The following is an 18,172-nucleotide window of genomic DNA, read 5'->3' as shown; positions in this document are numbered from 1 at the left end:
ATGCGATCGAGCCCCGGGAGGATGTAGCTTAGCTGCCACAGCGGGAGGAAAGCGTGGCCGTGGACGGGTTTCCATCCGCGCGATTGCGGCGATTCGACGGATTTTCGAATGCAAAATCCGGACTTCACAGATGTCCGGCGTTCCCGCCACTTGATACGGCGGCCGCGCGCAGGTCGGCCGCACTGGAGACGACTCAGACCGGCGGCGTGTCGTTGGCGGCGAGAACCATGCCGGCCAAGTAGAGGGATCCGCAGATCAGGATTCGCGGGGGGCGCTCGAAGGCGATGTCCCGCACCAGGGCGAGGGCTGCCTCGATGCTCGGCGCCGCGTAGGTGGAGAGACCCACCTCCTCGCCGATCCGCGCGACCTCTTCGGCCGGGCGCGCGGCCATGGTCCCGGTGATCGGGACGGCCACGAGGGCGCGGGCCAGTCCGACGAAATTGCGCAGGAACCCGTCGGCGTCCTTCGTGCCGAGGAGGCCGACCACGAGGACGAGCGGCACGTCGCTCTTCTCGCCGAGATCCGCCATGGCGGCCGCGAGGATCCGGCCGCCGTCGATGTTGTGGCCGCCATCGAGCCACAGCTCGGTGCCGGGATCGAGCTGGGCGGCCAGACGGCCGCGACCGAGACGCTGCAGACGCCCCGGCCAATCGACTTCGGTGAGGCCCCGCTCCAGGGCCGCCGTGCCGATATCGCCGAATCCGGCGGCGCGCAGCGCGGTGATCGCCGTGCCGGCATTGACCAGCTGGTGGCGCCCGGCGAGGCGCGGCCGCGGCAGATCGAACAGGTCGGTCTCGTCCTGATAGACGAGGCGGCCGCGTTCCTCGTGCACGGAGAAGTCTTGGTTGCCGACGAACACCGGCCCGGCGCCGACGGCTTCCGCACGCCGGCAGAGGACGGCATCGGCCTCGGCGTAATCCTGGGCGGCGATCACCGCCGGGCAGCCGCGCTTGAAGATCCCGGCCTTCTCGGTCGCGACCGATTCGACCGTGTCGCCGAGATACTCGGCGTGGTCGCGGCCGATCGGCGTGACCACCGCGCAGGCCGGCCGGTCGATCACGTTGGTGGCGTCGAGCCGGCCGCCGAGGCCGACCTCCAGGAGCAGCACGTCGGCCGGGCTCTCGGAGAACAGCAGGAAGGCCGCGGCCGTGGTGATCTCGAACATCGTGATCGGCTCGCCGGCATTGGCCGTCTCGCAGCGGGCGAACGCGTCGGCAAGACGATCCTCGTCCACGAAGTGGCCGCCGCCGATCCCGCCGATGCGTATCCGTTCGTGGAACCGGACGAGGTGCGGCGAGGTGTAGACATGCGCAGCCAGCCCGCCGGCTTCCAGGATCGACCGCATGAACGCGATGGTCGAGCCCTTGCCGTTGGTCCCGGCGACGTGGATCACCGGCGGCAGGCGGCGCTCGGGATGGTTGAGCCGCGCGAGCAACCGCTCGATCCGGCCCAGGGACAGGTCGATGGTGCGGGGGTGGAGCGCCAGGAAGCGCGCCATCAGGGCATCGGACGAGGCCATCGCCGGGTCAGGCCGCCTCGGAGGGTGCCGCCGGCGCGGCGGCCTGGGGCGCTTGGGTCAGGAGGCTGCAGAGACGCGTGATCGTCTCCTTGAGCTGGTGCCGGTGGACCACCTGATCGACCATGCCGTGCTCGCGCAGGTACTCCGCCCGCTGGAAACCGTCCGGCAGCTTCTCCCGGATGGTCTGCTCGATCACCCGCGGTCCCGCGAAGCAGATCAGGGCGCCCGGCTCGGCGAGGTGGACGTCGCCCAGCATGGCGTAGGAGGCGGTGACGCCGCCGGTGGTCGGGTTCGTCAGCACCACGATGTAGGGGAGCCGCGCCGCGTTGAGCCGGCGCACCGCCACCGTGGTCCGCGGCATCTGCATCAGGGACAGGATTCCCTCCTGCATCCGCGCACCGCCCGACGCCGCGAACAGCACGTAGGGCGTGCGCTTCTCCAGCGCCGTCTCGGCGCCGCGCACGAAGGCCTCGCCCGCCGCCATGCCGAGGGAGCCCGCCATGAAGCCGAATTCCTGCGCCGCGAGCGTCATCGGCAGGCCGCCGACCCGGCCGAACCCGATCTTGAACGCATCCTGCAGGCCGGTCTTGGCCCGGGCTTCCTTGAGCCGGTCAACGTAACGCTTCTCGTCGCGGAACTTCAGCGGGTCCGTGGCGACCTCCGGCAGCGCCACGTCGATCCAGGTGCCCTCGTCGAACATCATCTTCAGGCGCGCCTGGGCGCCCATCTTCAGGTGATGCTCGGAGCCGGGAATGACCCAGTGGTTCGCCTCCACCTCCTTGTGGAACACCATTTGCCCCGTATCCGGGCACTTGACCCAGAGATTCTCGGGCGTCTCGCGCTTGAACAGGGTCTTGATCCGGGGGCGCACCACCTCCGAGATCCAGTTCATCGGTTCGACCATCGACTTGCGTCCGTCCGCTTCAAGCCCGCGCAGATATCAGGTGCGGCGCACGCCGCCGCCAGGGGTCCCCGATCCGGCCGTCAGGCGGCCCGTCCGACGCCCGCCGCCCGCACGCCCGCGGCGAGTTCCCGCACCAGCTCCGTCACCGCCGCAACGCTTCCGGCCTGAGGCCGGCCCTCGCCGTCGAGGGAGCGCACCAGGGCGTCCACGAGGGCGGAGCCGACCACGACGCCGTCCGCGCCCTTGGCGATCGCCGTCGCATGGGCGCCGGTCCTGACGCCGAAGCCGACGACCACGGGCAGCTCGGTGTGGCGGCGGATGCGGGCGACCGCCTCGGAGACCTTGCCGAAATCCGGTGTCGCCGTGCCGGTGATGCCGGTGATGGAAACGTAGTAGACGAAGCCCGCCGTGTTCGCGAGGACCGCCGGCAGGCGCCGCTCGTCGGTGGTGGGCGTGGCGAGCCGGATGAAGGCGAGGCCCTTGCCGAGGGCCGGCAGGCACAGCTCGGAATCCTCCTCGGGCGGGAGATCGACGACGATGAGCCCGTCGACGCCGGCCGCCACCGCGTCGTCGAGGAAGCGGTCGACGCCGTAGGTGTGGATCGGGTTGTAGTAGCCCATCAGCACGATCGGCGTGGTGTCGTTGCCGGCGCGGAAGCGGCGCACGAGGTCGAGGGTGCCCGCGACCGTCTGGCCCGCCTTCAGGGCCCGCAGGCCGGCGGCCTGGATCGCCGGACCGTCCGCCATCGGGTCGGTGAACGGCAGGCCGAATTCCAGGATGTCGGCGCCGGCACCCGGGAGCGCCGACAGCACCTCCAGCGAGGTCTCGGGATCGGGATCGCCCGACATCACGTAGGTGACGAGGACGGACCGGTTCTCCGCGCGGGCGCGGGCAAAGGTGGCGTCGATGCGGCTCGGCATGGTCGGATGATATTCGCGGTTGCAGGGCCGCCGACGGCCCGGGGTTGCACCCGCGCTACACCAAAGGCATCGGCCCGTGAAGCGGGCCGGGCTCCCGCGACAGCGCGCCGCTCGCGCGCCGAGTCGGCCCCGGAGGCTCGCCAGCCCGCGTGACGCGGCCATGCGCGCGGGTCGGTTGCCGGGGCGGCGGCGGCGGCCTAGCGGTCCCCCATGCCCGAGACATTTTTCCCGACACGTCCCCTGGCCGCGCTCCTGTTCGACATGGACGGGACGATCATCAGCTCGATTGCGTCGGCGGAGCGGATCTGGTCGCGCTGGGCCGAGGCGCACGGCCTCGACGTGGCCGCCTTCCTGCCGACGATCCACGGGGTGCGCTCGGTGGAGACGATCCGGCGGCTGAACCTGCCCGGCGTCGATCCCGAAGCCGAGGCCGCCGCGATCACCGAGGCCGAGATGGAGGATGTCGGCGACATCATCGCGATCCCGGGCGCGCAGTCGTTCCTGGAGGCGCTGCCGCGCGAGCGCTGGGCGATCGTCACATCGGCGCCCAGGCGGCTCGCCGAGCGCCGGCTCGCGGCGGCCGGCATGCCGGTCCCCGACCTCTTGGTCGCCGCCGAGGACGTGGCGCAGGGCAAGCCCGCGCCGGATTGCTTCCTGCTGGGGGCCGAACGCCTCGGTGCCGCGGCGTCGGAGTGCCTCGTCTTCGAGGACGCCCCGGCCGGCATCCGGGCGGCCGAAGCCGCGGGCGCAGGCATCGTGGTGGTCACCGCGACCCATCACGAGCCGGTGACGACCGGCCATCCCGCGATCGCGGACTACACCCGGCTACGCGTCGCGGCAGACCGGAGCGGGATCCGGGTGACACGGGCCGGCTGAGGATCCCCGACCAGGCCCGCATCCGCTGGCGGCCGGGGCAGCCCCGTCGTATCGCCGACCGAGTTGTGCGGTCCGCGGCAGCACGCAGCCGGGCAGAGGGACGAAGGTCATGGCCACGATCAACAGGCGTCACGTGCTCGGGGCGGTCGCCGTGGGCGGTGCCGGGACCCTCGGTCAGGCCGCTGCAGGGGAGGCGCAGCCGGGCACACTGTTCGCGCTGCCACAGGTCACCATTCCGATCCTGGGCGAGGCGCAGGTCTTCCCGGTCCGGCGGATCTACTGCATCGGCCGCAACTACGCGGCCCATGCCCGCGAGATGGGCTCCGACCCGTCCCGCGAGCCGCCGTTCTTCTTCCAGAAGCCCGCAGACGCCGTGCAGGTGGTCGCGGACGGCCTCGCCGACCATCCCTATCCGTCGCTGACGCAGAACTATCACCACGAGATCGAGCTGGTCGCCGTGCTGAAATCGGGCGGCCGGGACATCCCGGTCGGGCAGGCGCTCGATCACGTCTACGGCTACGCCACCGGCCTCGACATGACCCGCCGGGATCTCCAGCGCGGCATGGGCAACCAGAAGAAGCCCTGGGAGATCGGCAAGAGCTTCGACCACTCCGCGCCGATCACGCCGATCCTGCCCGTCGCACGGGTCGGGCATCCGGGGCGCGGGCGCATCCGGCTTTCCGTCAACGGCACGCTCCGGCAGGACGCGGACCTGTCGGATATGATCTGGTCGGTGGCCGAGCAGATCGCCGAACTGTCGAAGGCCTTCGAGCTCAAGGCCGGCGACATCGTCTATTCCGGCACGCCCGAGAATGTCGGGCCGGTGGTGCGGGGAGACATGCTCGCGGGCTCGATCGAGGGCCTGCCGGACCTGTCGATCCGCATCGTGTGACCCGATCCCGCGCGGATCGGGCCGCGGCGCGGGCCCGGACTTTTTCTGTCGGCGGCGCGGCACTATCGGTTGATGCGACCGCGGGGGCAGGAGCAGCGAGCCTATGACCAAGCCCAACGGCGTGCCGCGCAACCTCTTCGAGACCGCCGAGGGACGCCGTCTCGTGAAGGCCCGCTCCGACCCGGCTTGGCGCCGCTGGGGGCCGTATCTCAGCGACCGGCAATGGGGCACGGTGCGGGAGGATTACAGCCCGGGCGGCGACGCCTGGGACTACCTGCCCCACGACCACGCCCGATCCCGCGCCTACCGCTGGGGCGAGGATGGGATCGGCGGCTTCGGCGACCGGCATCTGAACTGGTGCCTGTCCCTCGCCCTGTGGAACGGGCGGGACCCGATCCTGAAGGAACGCCTCTTCGGCCTGACCAATCAGGAGGGCAACCACGGCGAGGACGTCAAGGAACTCTACTATTACCTCGACGGTATCCCGACCCACGCCTTCATGCGGATGCTGTACAAGTACCCGCAGGCGGCCTTTCCGTATGAGCGGCTGGTCGAGGAGAATGCGCGGCGCGGTCTCGACGACCCGGAATACGAGCTCCTCGACACCGGCCTGTTCGACGCCGGCCGCTATTTCGACGTCGCGATCGCCTACGCCAAGGCGTCTCCGGACGACATCCTGATGCGGGTCACCGCCACCAATCGCGGTCCGGACCCCGCCGACCTGACGCTTCTGCCTCAGCTCTGGGCCCGCAACACATGGTCCTGGAAGCAGGGCGTCCAGAAGCCGGAGCTGATGGCCGGTTCGGATGGCTCGGTCTGGGCGCGCCATCCCGAGATGCTGGGCCTGCGCTTCTTCGCCGAGGGTGCGGGCGAGTTGCTGTTCACCGAGAACGAGACGAACACGCATCGGCTGTTCGGCACCGGTTCGGCCGAGGGCTTCTACAAGGACGGGATCGACCGGTGCGTCGCGGGCGGAAACCGGGCCGCCGCCAACGCCCTGTCGGGCACCAAGTGCGCCGCCCGCTACGATCTCCATCTCGGCCCCGGGGAGACGCGGACCCTGCGCCTGCGCCTGCGCCCCGAGACCGCGCCGGGCGAGCCCTTCGCGGATTTCGACGCCGTCTTCGCCGACCGGGAGGCGGAGGCCGACGACTTCTACGGAGCGCTTCAGGCGCCGATCGCCGATCCCGAGATGCGGCTCGTGCAACGGCAGGCCCTCGCCGGCATGCTCTGGTCGAAGCAGCTCTACCACTACGACGTGCGCGAATGGCTCACCGGCGACCCGGCGCAGCCCGCACCGGCGCCGGAGCGGCGGCACGGCCGCAACAGCGACTGGGCCCATCTGCGGGCCAACGACATCATCTCGATGCCGGATGCCTGGGAGTATCCGTGGTTCGCCTCCTGGGATCTGGCCCTCCAGGCGATCGTGTTCGGGCTGATCGATCCCGATTTCGCGAAGAACCAGCTCCTGCTCTTGGTCGACGAGGCCTACACCCATCCGAACGCCGCGCTGCCGGCCTACGAATGGGGCTTCGGAGACGCCAATCCGCCGGTCCACGCGCTGGCCGCCTGGCGGGTCTTCGAGCTGGACCGGGCGCTGACCGGCACGCCGGACCACGCCTTCCTGAAGCGGATCTTCAACAAGCTCACCCTGAACTTCACGTGGTGGGTGAACCGCAAGGATTCCGACGACCGCAACCTGTTCCAGGGCGGCTTCCTCGGCCTCGACAACATCGGCATCTTCGACCGGTCGAAGCCGGTGGGCGACGGCGCCTCGCTGACCCAGTCCGACGCGACGGCCTGGATGGCGACCTACGCTCTCAACCTGATGCGGATCGCCATCGAGCTGGCCCTCGAGGACCCGACCTACGAGGACATGGCCGAGAAGTTCTTCGAGCACTTCCTCCTCATCGCGGCTGCCACCGGCGCCGGTGTCTGGGACGAGCTGGACGGCTTCTTCTACGACGTGATCGAGACCCGTGACGGACAGCGGCTCCCGATCCGGGCCCGGACCATGGTCGGTCTGATCCCGATCTTCGCGGTGGCGGTCATCAATGCCTGCGATCTGGAGCGGCTTCCATCGCTGCGCGACCGGATGCTGTTCTTCCTGAAGAACCGCCCAGACCTCGCGACCCTGGTCTCGCGCTGGAACGAACCCGGCGAGGGCCAGACCGCGCTGCTGTCGCTGCTGCGCGGGCACCGGCTGAAGGCATTGCTGCAGCGCGCCCTCGATCCGAACGAGTTCCTCTCGAAGCACGGGTTGCGGGCCGTCTCCCGCGTCTATGCGGACGCGCCGTTCTGCTTCGCCTGGAACGGCAGCGACCTGGGCCTCGCCTACGAGCCGGCGGAGTCGCGCTCGCGCCTGTTCGGCGGCAACTCGAACTGGCGGGGCCCGGTCTGGATGCCGGTCAATTACCTGCTGATCGCCGGGTTGAACCGCTTCCACGACTATTACGGCCCGGATTTCCGGGTCGAGGCACCGACCGGTTCCGGACGGACCTATTCGCTGCGCGAGATCGCCGCCCACCTGTCACGGCGTCTGATCGGACTCTCGACCCGCGGCCCGGACGGGCGACGGCCCGTCTACGGGGACAGCCGGATCGAACAGGAGGATCCGCATTTCCGCGATCTGGTCCTGTTCTACGAATATTACCACGGCGACACGGGTCGCGGGGTCGGCGCCGCGCACCAGACCGGATGGTCGGGGCTCGTGGCCCTGCTGATCCAGGAGGTGGCGACCGCGGGCGCCGAGGTCCCGGCCTTGGACTGGACGTGACAATCGCCCCTCGCCGGCACCGGCGAGGGATCGCGCCGGCTATTCCGCGGCCTGCTGCATCCGCAGGCGCTGCCCCTGCCCGATCTGGCGGGAGATCGTCGAGCGGCGGGCGCTGTAGACCGCCGAGACCAGCGGGTAATCGACCGGCAGGCCCCACTTGGCCCTGTAGGCCTCGGGCGTGAGGCCGCGCATCGTCAGATGCCGCCGCAGGGCCTTGTAGGGCTTGCCGTCCTCGAAGCTGATGAGCGTGTCCGGCCGGATCGAGGCGCGGATCTGTGCTTCGGTCGGGCGCTTCACCTGCGGCTCGACCGGCTGGTCCAGGGCGGTGATGGAGCGGTGAACCTCGGAGAGCAGGTCGGGGAGCGTTCCCGCCGGGACGCTGTTGCGCGTGACGTAGGCGCTCAGGATCTTTGCGGCGAGTTCGACGCTCGGCGATGTCGTCGGCATGGTCATCACCTCGGTTCGACGTTGTTCGGTTGTGGCTCTCGTGGCTTCCGTCGGATGCTTCGCCGCCGACGGCCGGATCTATGTTCGTGAGACGGTTTCGGCCCCGGCCGGAGGCGGTGAATGACCCATTATGCGCCAGATCACCGTCGCCACAACCGAGACGCGCATTTGTGACGCCGATATTTCTACTTAGGATTGAGATTTAGGGTCAATGACGAATCAACGGACGCGTCGTGGTTCCGATTGAAGTGCGGTATTGAAGACTCACCTGCCCGTCGGGGCGCGATGGAGAGCCCGAAAACATGGAGGTCCTGGTCGTCGGAGCCGGCGTCGTCGGTCTCGCCATCGGGCGGGCGCTCGCGCTGCGCGGACACGCCATCGTGGTAGCGGAAGCCGAGGAGGCCTTCGGAACCGGCGTATCGGCCCGAAGCTCGGAGGTGATCCATGCGGGCATGTACTATCCAAGCGGCTCGGAACGCGCGCATCACTGCGTCGCGGGCTCGCATCGACTATACAACTTTTGCGCGAGTCATGGTGTCCCGCATCGCGCCTGCGGCAAGCTGATCGTCGCGTCCGACGATGCCGAGGCCGACACCATCGCGGCGATCCGCCGGCAGGGCGAGGCCAACGGCGTGGCGGGCCTGGAGCTGCTCGACGGCGATGCGGCCCGGCGCCTGGAGCCCAATCTCACCTGCACGGTGGCGCTGCATTCGCCGCGCACCGGCATCGTGGACAGCCATGCGCTGATGCTCGCCCTGCTCGGCGAGATCGAGGACCACGGCGGCGCCCTCGCCCTGCGCACCCCGGTGGAGGGACTGACGCAGCGGGACGGGCAATGGCAGGTCGCGTTCGGCGGTGCCGAGCCGGGGACGATGGCCTTCGACGCGGTGGTCAATGCCGCGAGCTTCGGCGCCCCGGCCCTGGCCGCCCGCACGGAGGGCTACCCGGCCGAGCGCGTCCCGAGGCTGCGCCTCGCCCGCGGCAACTACTTCGGCTGCACCGGCAAGCCGGCCTTCTCGCGGCTGATCTACCCGGCGCCGCGGATCGACGGCGGCCTCGGCATCCACCTGACCCTCGACCTCGCCGGACGCACCCGCTTCGGGCCCGACGTGGAATGGGTGGACGGGTTCGATTACCGGGTCGATCCCCGGCGCGCCGAGGCCTTCTACGGCGCGATCCGGCGGTACTGGCCCGGTCTGCCGGACGGGGCGCTGTATCCGGACTATGCGGGCCTGCGCCCCAAGCTGACGGGGCCGGGCGAGGCGGCGGCCGACTTCCGGATCGACGGCCCGGCGGAGCACGGATTGCCCGGGATCGTGCACCTGTTCGGGATCGAGAGCCCGGGGCTGACCTCCAGCCTGTCGCTCGCCGAGGCGGTGGCCGACCGTCTGGACGCCTGAGGCCTCAGAACAGCAGGTGCAGCGCCAGGGGGGCGAGGATCGCCGTCACGAAGGCGTTGAGCCCCATAGCGATGCCCGCGAAGGTCCCGGCCACCTCGCTGACCTGGAAGGCGCGCGCCGTCCCGATGCCGTGGGCCGCGAGCCCGGCCGCGAAGCCGCGGGCGCGCATGTCGCGGATGCGCAGGAGGTTCATCATCGGCGTGACCAGGATCGCCCCGATGATGCCGGTGAGGATCACCAGGATGGCCGTGAGCGTCGGATCGCCGCCCAGCGCTTCCGCGATACCCATCGCCACCCCCGACGTCACGGATTTCGGGGCCAGCGAGACGAGGACCGGCTGCGGGATGTCGAGGAGCCGCGCGAGGGCGATGACCACGGCGAGCGTGGTGGCCGAGCCGGCGGCGAGGGCCGCGAGCATCGGCGCGAGGGCGCGCAGGACCGTGGCACGCCGCTCGTAGAGGGGCATGGCCAGAACCACGGTGGCGGGTCCGAGCAGGAAGTGGACGAATTGCGCACCCTCGAAATAGGTCCCGTAGGGCGTGCCCGTGATGGCCAGGACCGCACCGACCAGGGCCACGGTGATGAGCACGGGGTTGGCGATCGGGTGACGGCCCGTGGCCGCGGCGATCCGGTGCGCCAGGACGTAGGCGGTCAGCGTCACCGTCAGCCACAGGAGCGGCGTCTTGGCGAGATAGACCCAGAGCGAGAAATCGCCGCCCATGCGTCAGGGCTCTCCGTCGGGTCGACGCCGTTCGACCCGGGCGGCCACGGCACGGAAGACCAGGACGGTCACCAGCAGCGACAGCGCCGTCGAGACGATCAGCACGAGGGCGAGCTTGGCACCCTGGGCCCGGAGTAGGTCGAGGCGGCCGACGACGCCGACCCCCGCCGGAACGAACAGGAGCGACAGGTTCATCAGCAGGCCGCGCGCCGTCGTTTCGAGCGTCCCATCGGTGAGCGGCTTCGGCAGGAAGCGCGACAGGCCGAGCCCCGCGCTGTCGCGCAGCAGCAGGAACGCGAACATCAAGCCCATGCCGATCACCGGCCCCGGCACCGGCACGCCCGCGCCGCGCGCCAGAACCTCGCCCAGCAGCTGGGCGAGCAGGATCAGCGCCAGACTGGCGATCATGGCGGGACGCGAGGGCTAGGCGGCTGCGACACCCTGCTGACCGCTCCGCCGGGCGGCCGAGATGGCGGCCTCGTCGAAGCCGAGCAGGCGGCCGAGGCGCTCGACCAGCGCCTCCTCGAACTCGTCGACGTTGCCGTCCGCCGCCGCGACCGACCACGCCATGGTCAGCAGCTCTTCGCGCTCGGCCCGGTCGGCCTCGTGGGGGATCATCTCCACGAGGCTCGCCACGTCGCGCACCTCCGAGTCCATGGCGGCGGCCCGCTCGATCAGGGCCCGTGCCGCATCCGGCCCGTCGGCGTAATGACCCTGGACGAGGCGCGACAGACGCTCGCTCTCGGCCGGCGCCAGAATGCCGTCGACGCGGGCGACGTGGACGAGGAGCGCCGTGGCCGCGAGATGCGTCTCGTCCACGGTCTCGGGGTTGCCGACGCCGAGAGCCTCGGCCGCGTAGGCGCGCAGGCGTGCGATCAGGGACATGGCGGCTCCGGGGGGATCGTGCAGCGCAACAGTTCGGTCCCCGGCGTCGCTCCGTCAAGCACGGCGCCGCACGTGGCGCCCGACCGTGGCGAAGTTGCATCGCCGGCGCGGCCCTCAACGGCGCGCCACGGCCTCGGCCCCCGTCACCAGCGGCGCGAGAATCGCCTCGGCGGCCCGGACAACGGCAGGACCGGCCTCCGCCGGTGTGCCGGCCCGGAACGGCGGTGCCGGAGCGTATTCGGCGACGAGCTGCGCGGTGCGGGCGTAGTCGGCCCCGCGCAGGCGGGCGGCGAGCGCCAGCCCGAGGTCGAGCCCCGCCGAGACCCCGGCCGCGGTGACGCGGTTGCGGTCGAACACGACGCGCTCCGCCACCGGTTCGGCGCCGAGGAGCGGCAGCACAGCGTCGCGCACGCTCCAGTGCGACGTCGCGCGGTAGCCCCGCAGGAGGCCGGCCGCCCCCAGGATCAGCGATCCGGTGCAGACGCTGACGATCCAGCCGGCCCGGGCGGCGCGGTCGCGCAGGAAGGCGAGGAGCGCCGCATGGCCCATCTGGGCGGGCGTGCCGTCGCCTCCGGGCACGAACAGGACGTCGAGATCCGCCGGGCAGGTCGCGAAGCTGTGGGTCGCCACCAGGGCGAGGCCGGTATCGCTCGTGACGGGACCGGTCTCCGCACCGACGAGGTGGAGGCTGCCCGGAGCGAGGCCGGCCAGGAAGGTCTGCGGGCCCACGAGATCGAGGGCGGTCAGGCCCGGATAGAGCAGCATGGCGATCCGGACGGGGCGGTCCAGCGGGATCGGCTCCGGCGAAATCGGGTCCGGCGCGTCTGCAGAGCCGGCGGCCTGCGCCGGACGGAGCGGCCGGACCAGGGCGGCGGCGAGTGCCGCGGCGACGAGATCCCGGCGGCGAGCCTCCGGCGCGGTCACGGGCGCGCCGGGCCGGTCACAGGGACCAGGCCGCGTCGCGGTAGGCGCTGTCCCAGAACTGCCATTCCAGCCGGGTGGCCTGCGTGAAGGCCTGATGCATCCGCGCGCGCTCGGCCGCCGACGCGTCCCGCGCGGCCCGATCCGTGGCGGCGATCATGGCCGCCACCGCCTCGGCAAAGTCAGCCCCCGCATAGGTGTCGATCCAGGCGCGGTACGGGTTGCCGGGCGCGGCGCGGGCGAAGATGTCGTCGCCCACCGCCTTGTAGATCCAGAAGCAGGGCAGCAGCGCGGCACAGACCACCGCGAAGGGATCGGCATAGGCGGTGGCGAGCAGGTAGCAGACGTAATGATCGCAGGCCGGCGTCAGGGGCGTGGCCGCGAAGGTCTCCGGGCCGATGCCGTAGTCGCGGAAGAAGCCGCCATGGAGCGCGCGCTCGACGACGATCGCTTCCTGCGCGGCCCGGGAGAACTGCACGATCGCGTCGGGATCCGGCGCCTTCGCGGCGGCGAGGCTCAGCGCCCGGCCGAAGCCGATCAGGTAGTGCGCGTCCTGCACGATGTAGTGCCGGAACCGACCCTGCGGCAGCGTTCCGGCGGCGAGTTCGGCATTGAACGGCATCGACCGGATGGTCTCGTAGGCGGCGGCGTTGCGCGCCCAGGCCTCCTGCGAGAACGAGACCGGCGCGCCCGCCTCGGCCAGTCCGAGAGACGCCACGCCCTAGCCCTGCCGCTGCGCGTGGGTGACGGCGACGTGGATCAGCTCGGCGAGGGTGCGCACGCCGAGCTTCTGGCGCATCTGCGAGCAGGCATTCGTCACGGTCTTGTAGCTCACCGACAGGTCGGCCGCGATGGCGCCGTAGGAGCGGCCCTGGGCGAGGCGCGCCAGGATCTGCTGCTCGCGGGGGGTCAGCTGCGATTCCGGCGCGCGGCGGGCGTCGGCGCGCAGCATCGCCACCTCGGTGGCCAGCCGCCGGTCGAGGTAGACCTCGCCGATACGCACCTTGGCGAAGGCCTCGAACAGCTCGGCGGAGGCGTGATCCTTGAGGACGTAGCCGAGGGCCCCCGCCTCGAGGGCGCGGGCGACGATCACCGGGTCGTTGTGCATGCTGAAGACGAGGATGCGCGTCTCGGGCGCCACCGCCCGGATGCGCCGGATCAGGCCGAGGCCGGCCATGCCGCTGCCCTGGAAGGTCAGGTCGCAGATCACCACCGGCGGACGGAGCCGGTGGAAGATCCGGTAGCCGCCGACGACGGTGGTCGCCTCCGCGATGGTCTCCACGCCGGAATCCTCCAGGACGCGTCGACAGCCCTGCAGGACGATGGGGTGATCATCGATGACGAGAACCGGCAGGCGCGTGGCGGCGGCGTCGATCTGGGATGCGATGGCGTTCATGCGCTCGGCGCGGTGCTGGTCTCGTCGCCCCGGTCAGGCGGAACGGGGATCATGATCCGGACGATCGCCCCGGGGCCGGCATTGTCAAGGGCGAAGGTGCCGCCGAGGGCCTCCACGCGCTCGCGCATCCCCGACAGACCGAGCCCGGTGCCGTGTTCCGGGGGGATTCCGGTGCCGTTGTCGCGGATGGTGAGGTCGAGCCGGCCCTCGGCCTCGGTCGCCTCGGCCTCCACCCGGGTCGCGGCGCCGTGCCGCACGGCGTTGGTGGCGCTCTCCTGCACGCACCGGAACACCGTGAGGTCCACGAGGTCGCCGTAGCCCTTGGCCAGACCGTCGAACCGGCCCACGAAACTGAGGCCGGGGTGGCGCTGCCCGAAGCCGCGCAGGAGCAGGTCCAGGCAGGTCGCGAGGGGCGCCTGACCGAGTCCGTGCGGCCGCAGGCGGTTCAGGAGCTCCCGGTTGACCGTCTGGACCTGGCCGACGATGGCGCTGATCTCGGCCGCCCGGGCGGCGAGCTTCTCGCGGCTGGGCTCGGCGGAGCCGGAGGCGATACGGCCGATCGAGGCGGCGTTGGCCTCCAGGGCGAACAGGCAGGGGCCGAACTCGTCGTGCAGCTCCAGGGCTGTCCGGCGGCGCTCGTCGTCCTGGGCGGTCAGAAGCTGGCGGTTGAGGCGGCCGTTGGCGGCCCGGACCTCGCCCAGGGCCTCGGCGACCTTGTTGAACCGCTCGGCGATCACCGCCAGCTCCCGGGCACCGGGCGGCTCCAGGCGGGCCGTGTAGTCGTGATGCTCCAGCTGGGTCAGGCCGGCGCCGAGCCGCCGCAGCGGCGCGAGGATCCGGCCCAGGGCGATGTAGAGGGCGATCAGCATCGCGGCGTTGATCGCCAGGGTGGTCAGCGAGAGCGCACGGGCATAGCCCCAGATCTCGTCGATCTCGTCCATCGGCTGCGTGGTGATCTGCGCCGTCCCGAGCCGACGCCCGTCGACGACGATCGGCAGGGCGTGGCGCTCGATCGGCGGCATGATCAGGTCGGCGAACCAGTGGGGTGCCTCCCGGTCCGCGCGGGTCGGCGGCAACGGCCGGCCGATCTGGTCGCCATCCGCATCGAGCACCGCGACCCGGACATGCCGCAGGACCTTGAAGCGGAGGTCGAGCGTCTGGAGCAGCGTGTCGGGGGAGGCCGTGTCGGACAGGCGGATCGTGTCGGCCACCAGCGACTCGACGGTGGCGAGGGAGGCGCGGGTCTCGACGCGCACCGCCGACCGGGCGTTCAGCACGATGACCGCGCAGGAGATCAAAGCCGCGAAGGCATCGATGAGCAGCACCACCGCGACGAGCCGCGCGCGCGTCGACCAGCCGGACCAGGGCCAAAGGCCGGGGCGGGGTCTCTTCGGCGCGGCGGGTACCGCGGATCTCGGGGTCAGGGTCGGGCTCGTATTCACGCCGTGACGCATAGCGACCGTGCCGGCGAAGTCCATGCCGCGCCCCGCGGCCGACCGGGCCATGGCCGCGCGGACCCCGACGCGCGCATCGGCACGGGCGGTCCGAATACCGATTCTTAAGCGGCGGCGCGTTATGTTGTGGATAGCCGGGTCACGACTGGCTGGGCTGGCAATTCGGGCCGACATCATTGCGCCGTATTGCAGCTTCTCTATCGCCAACAGAGTCGAACCAGCTTCGAATCCTCGAAGAGTGGCGGCCGGTCATGGGGAGCCCGGTCGCGCGCGGCGTGTATCGAGTCAGAGACCCCGGACCATGATCGATCTCAACCTCGACCCGTCCGAGACCCGGCCCGACCGGAGGCCGTCGGCCAAGCCCGGGCCGTCGCTGAACCTCAAGGTCGTGCTGTTCGGCGTAGCCGGCGCGGGCGCGCTGGTGGGCTTCGGCGTTGCCGCCTCGACGGTGATGGCCGGCCTCGCGGCGCCGACGCCGGTGCGGATCGTCGCGTCCAAGCAGGCCGCCGATTGGCCAGAGCTGAAGGACGGGCTGCCCGTGATCAAGGGCTCCGTCCAGGCAGCGCCGGCGGCGGCGGTGCCCGCCAAGCCCGAGGCGCCGGCCCTGCGGATGGTCGCGCTGCCCGAGGCCTTCTCGCCCATCGTGACGCCCGCGAAGGCCCCCGCCGCCCCGCCCTCGGCCGCCTCACAGCCCGCCAAGGTCGCCGCGGCACCGGTCCCGCCGACGCAGCGCATCCCGGTCCCGACGCCCGTCATGCCGGTGGCGGCCACGCGGGAGGTCGCGCCGCTGGCGTCGACCCGCACGGCGTCGCTCCAGACGCCCCGCGCGTCCGAGACGGTCCGGGCCCGCGAACTCGTTGAACCGGCCGTGCCGAATCCGGCTCCCGCGACCGAGCGGACCGAGCGCCCGGCGCCGGTCGAGCGCGCCGAGAAGGTCGAGCGCGTCCAGAAGATCGAGCGCCCCGAGAAGCCCGCCTCTAAGGCGGTGGCGACCCGCAAGGCGCCTGCGCCGGCGCGGGCGGCCGAGAAGGCCACCGGCACAGCGCCCGCGACCGTGGCTCAGGCAGAACCCGCCGAGGCGGAGGACACCGAGGTGCTCGGGATCAAGCTCCCGTCCCTCGCACCAGCCGGCCGGAAGCTGAAGGAGAGCGTCGACGCCCTCGGCAACGCCGTGAAGAACGTGTTCTGACCTGCGGCTCCGGCCCCCACGCGCGGGGGCCGGGCAAGTCTTCCGATCCGGCGCTCAGGCCCGTCTGGAATGGCGCCCGGCCTTATCGCTCTTCGGCCCGGTGCGATCCACCTTGCGCTGGTGCTTCCCGGCGCGCGGGCTCGCAAAACCCTTCGGACCACCCGGTCGGTCCCTGCGCTCATCCGGCCCCGCATCGCCCACCAGCGCCTCGACCTGGATATCCGGCGAGCCATTGCGGGCGAACGCTTCGGCAAAGCGTGCCGCCGCGTTGCCCCGCACCTCGAACTTGGTCTCGCGGTCGAAGATCCGGATCGCGCCGATCTCCTGACGCCCGATGCCGCCCCGCCGGGTCAGCATCGGCAGCAGACGGCGCGGGTCGGCGTTGTCGCGGCGGCCGAGGTTGAGGCGGAACCAGACCGCCGGCCCCATGGCGGCGATCCGCTCCGGATCCATCGGGTCGTAGGGCGGACGCTCGCCCCGGGGGGCGCGGCCCTCTCCGGGATCGCTGACCTCTTCGGGAGCCGGCAGGCGGGTGCGGTAGACGCGGGCCAGCAGGGCAGCCAGTTCCTCCGGGCTCTTGCCGGCGAGCAGCGTCTCGGCGAGCGCGACATCCTCCTCGGCGGGCGGCTCGGCGAAGAGCGGATCCGAGAGCATGCGCTCGCCGTCGAGGCGCCGGATCTCGTCGGCCGAGGGCGGCCCCGACCATTCGGGGCTCACCTTGGCAATGGCGAACATCTGCTCGGCGCGGCGTCGCCGGGAATTGGGGATGAGCAGCACCGAGGTGCCTTTGCGGCCGGCGCGACCGGTACGGCCGCTGCGGTGCTGGAGCACCTCGGCATCGTGCGGCAGGTCCGCGTGGATGACGAGGCTCAGGGACGGCAGGTCGATGCCGCGGGCGGCCACGTCGGTGGCGACGCAGACCCGGGCGCGGCCGTCGCGCAGGGCCTGGAGCGCGGCATTGCGCTCGCCCTGGCCGAGTTCGCCCGACAGCGCCACCACGGAGAAACCCCGCTCGGTCAGGCTGGCCTGGAGATGGCGGACGGCGTTGCGGGTGTTGCAGAAGACGATCGCGGTCGCGGCATCGGCCTCGCGCAGGAGGTTGAGCACGACGTGCTCGGTCTCCCGCGGCATGATCCGCACCGCTCGGTAGGCGATGTCGGCATGTCCCTTGGTTTCGCCCTTGATCGCCAGACGGAGCGCGCCGTGCTGGTAGCGTTCGGCCAGCGTCTCGATCGCCTTCGGCAGGGTCGCGGAGAACAGGTAGGTGGCCCGCTCCGGCGGCGTCGCCGAGAGGATGAACTCGATATCCTCCCGGAAGCCGAGATCGAGCATCTCGTCGGCCTCGTCGAGGACCACGGCCCGCAGGGCCGTCGGGTCGAGGTTGCGGCGCTCGAGGTGATCGCGCAGGCGCCCCGGCGTGCCCACCACGATGTGGGTGCCCTCCGCCAGCATCCGGCTTTCCCGGCGCGGGTCCATGCCGCCGACGCAGGCCGCGACGCGGCCGCCGGCGGGCCCGTACAGCCAGGACAGCTCGCGCTGCACCTGCAGGGCGAGTTCCCGGGTCGGGGCGATCACGAGGGCCAGGGGCGCCGCCGGGGGTGGCAGCTGGTCGGCCTCCCCGATCAGGATACTGGCCATGGCGAGGCCGTAGGCCACGGTCTTGCCGGAGCCGGTCTGGGCCGAGACGAGGAGGTCGCGGGAGCCGGCGGCGGCCTCAAGCACGGCGGCCTGGACCGGGGTCGGATCGGCATAGCCGCGGTCGCTCAGGGCCCGCGCGAGGGGGGCGGGCAGGGTCGGGAAAGGCAAGCTTCGGAAACTCTCAACGGCCGTGCCGCGCCCGGCAGCGCGCCATCGCGCGGCGGGGGAATCAGG

The 18,172-nt window shown here is 71.5% G+C and carries 17 protein-coding genes; 5 read left to right on the top strand and 12 right to left on the bottom strand.

The genetic code is table 11. From position 1 onward, the window contains the following. Positions 1 to 193: 193 nt before the first annotated feature. The 3 genes from PQI07_RS15290 to trpA form a co-directional block, all read right to left on the bottom strand. On the bottom strand, positions 194 to 1,519 hold the full coding sequence (locus PQI07_RS15290; RefSeq protein WP_043346700.1) for a bifunctional folylpolyglutamate synthase/dihydrofolate synthase: 1,326 nt from the start codon (positions 1,517 to 1,519) through the stop codon (positions 194 to 196). Positions 1,520 to 1,526: 7 nt separating this feature from the next. After that, entirely contained in the window at positions 1,527 to 2,423 is an 897-nt protein-coding gene (accD, locus tag PQI07_RS15285) for an acetyl-CoA carboxylase, carboxyltransferase subunit beta (RefSeq protein ID WP_043346702.1), read from the bottom strand. A gap of 80 nt (positions 2,424 to 2,503) precedes the next feature. Further along, positions 2,504 to 3,343, bottom strand: coding sequence for a tryptophan synthase subunit alpha (gene trpA / locus PQI07_RS15280; protein WP_043346703.1), 840 nt, complete (start codon positions 3,341 to 3,343; stop codon positions 2,504 to 2,506). A 210-nt stretch (positions 3,344 to 3,553) separates the two neighbouring features. Between trpA and PQI07_RS15275 the strand changes: the two genes are divergently transcribed. From PQI07_RS15275 to PQI07_RS15265, 3 genes are all read left to right on the top strand, one after another. Beyond that, entirely contained in the window at positions 3,554 to 4,219 is a 666-nt protein-coding gene (locus tag PQI07_RS15275) for an HAD-IA family hydrolase (RefSeq protein ID WP_274926893.1), read from the top strand. Positions 4,220 to 4,328: 109 nt separating this feature from the next. After that, complete coding sequence (locus PQI07_RS15270) at positions 4,329 to 5,111, top strand: fumarylacetoacetate hydrolase family protein (protein ID WP_274926892.1); 783 nt, start codon at positions 4,329 to 4,331, stop codon at positions 5,109 to 5,111. Between the two features lie 103 nt (positions 5,112 to 5,214). Continuing rightward, positions 5,215 to 7,887 (top strand): MGH1-like glycoside hydrolase domain-containing protein, encoded by a 2,673-nt coding sequence (locus PQI07_RS15265; protein ID WP_274926891.1) that lies wholly within the window; start codon positions 5,215 to 5,217, stop codon positions 7,885 to 7,887. 39 nt (positions 7,888 to 7,926) lie between these two features. Here the strand turns inward: PQI07_RS15265 and PQI07_RS15260 are convergent, their stop codons facing one another. Next, on the bottom strand, positions 7,927 to 8,334 hold the full coding sequence (locus tag PQI07_RS15260; protein ID WP_043346732.1) for a Ros/MucR family transcriptional regulator: 408 nt from the start codon (positions 8,332 to 8,334) through the stop codon (positions 7,927 to 7,929). A gap of 302 nt (positions 8,335 to 8,636) precedes the next feature. Here PQI07_RS15260 and PQI07_RS15255 point away from each other — a divergent pair, with 302 nt between their 5' ends. Then, entirely contained in the window at positions 8,637 to 9,734 is a 1,098-nt protein-coding gene (locus tag PQI07_RS15255) for an NAD(P)/FAD-dependent oxidoreductase (RefSeq protein ID WP_274926890.1), read from the top strand. Positions 9,735 to 9,738: 4 nt separating this feature from the next. Here the strand turns inward: PQI07_RS15255 and PQI07_RS15250 are convergent, their stop codons facing one another. The 7 genes from PQI07_RS15250 to PQI07_RS15220 all read right to left on the bottom strand — a co-directional run bounded on the left by PQI07_RS15250 (position 9,739) and on the right by PQI07_RS15220 (position 15,135). Further along, a complete protein-coding gene (locus tag PQI07_RS15250; RefSeq protein WP_274926889.1) occupies positions 9,739 to 10,455 on the bottom strand; it encodes an LrgB family protein in 717 nt (238 codons plus the stop codon). Positions 10,456 to 10,458: 3 nt separating this feature from the next. Beyond that, positions 10,459 to 10,863: a CidA/LrgA family protein gene (locus PQI07_RS15245; protein ID WP_043346716.1), complete on the bottom strand. Its 405-nt coding sequence runs from the start codon at positions 10,861 to 10,863 to the stop codon at positions 10,459 to 10,461. Positions 10,864 to 10,878: 15 nt separating this feature from the next. Continuing rightward, a complete protein-coding gene (locus tag PQI07_RS15240) occupies positions 10,879 to 11,340 on the bottom strand; it encodes a tellurite resistance TerB family protein (protein WP_043346719.1) in 462 nt (153 codons plus the stop codon). 114 nt (positions 11,341 to 11,454) lie between these two features. Further along, positions 11,455 to 12,264, bottom strand: coding sequence for a DJ-1/PfpI family protein (locus PQI07_RS15235; protein ID WP_274926888.1), 810 nt, complete (start codon positions 12,262 to 12,264; stop codon positions 11,455 to 11,457). A 16-nt stretch (positions 12,265 to 12,280) separates the two neighbouring features. After that, complete coding sequence (locus PQI07_RS15230; RefSeq protein WP_274926887.1) at positions 12,281 to 12,979, bottom strand: TenA family protein; 699 nt, start codon at positions 12,977 to 12,979, stop codon at positions 12,281 to 12,283. A gap of 3 nt (positions 12,980 to 12,982) precedes the next feature. Further along, the gene (locus PQI07_RS15225; RefSeq protein WP_043346723.1) at positions 12,983 to 13,657 is read right to left on the bottom strand and encodes a response regulator; all 675 of its coding nucleotides are present in this window, start codon (positions 13,655 to 13,657) and stop codon (positions 12,983 to 12,985) included. Next, entirely contained in the window at positions 13,654 to 15,135 is a 1,482-nt protein-coding gene (locus tag PQI07_RS15220; RefSeq protein WP_274927729.1) for an ATP-binding protein, read from the bottom strand. The genes PQI07_RS15225 and PQI07_RS15220 overlap by 4 nt, the downstream gene beginning before the upstream one ends. Before the next feature lie 277 nt (positions 15,136 to 15,412). Between PQI07_RS15220 and PQI07_RS15215 the strand changes: the two genes are divergently transcribed. After that, entirely contained in the window at positions 15,413 to 16,300 is an 888-nt protein-coding gene (locus PQI07_RS15215; RefSeq protein WP_274926886.1) for a hypothetical protein, read from the top strand. A 54-nt stretch (positions 16,301 to 16,354) separates the two neighbouring features. On the opposite strand, the gene PQI07_RS15210 is transcribed toward PQI07_RS15215, so the two are convergent. Further along, complete coding sequence (locus PQI07_RS15210) at positions 16,355 to 18,106, bottom strand: DEAD/DEAH box helicase (RefSeq protein WP_274926885.1); 1,752 nt, start codon at positions 18,104 to 18,106, stop codon at positions 16,355 to 16,357. Positions 18,107 to 18,172 lie beyond the last annotated feature (66 nt).

Origin of the sequence: Methylobacterium sp. 092160098-2 (assembly GCF_028920805.1) — a bacterium.
GTDB lineage: Bacteria > Pseudomonadota > Alphaproteobacteria > Rhizobiales > Beijerinckiaceae > Methylobacterium > Methylobacterium fujisawaense.
This window is presented reverse-complemented; position numbering and strand designations above follow the sequence as displayed.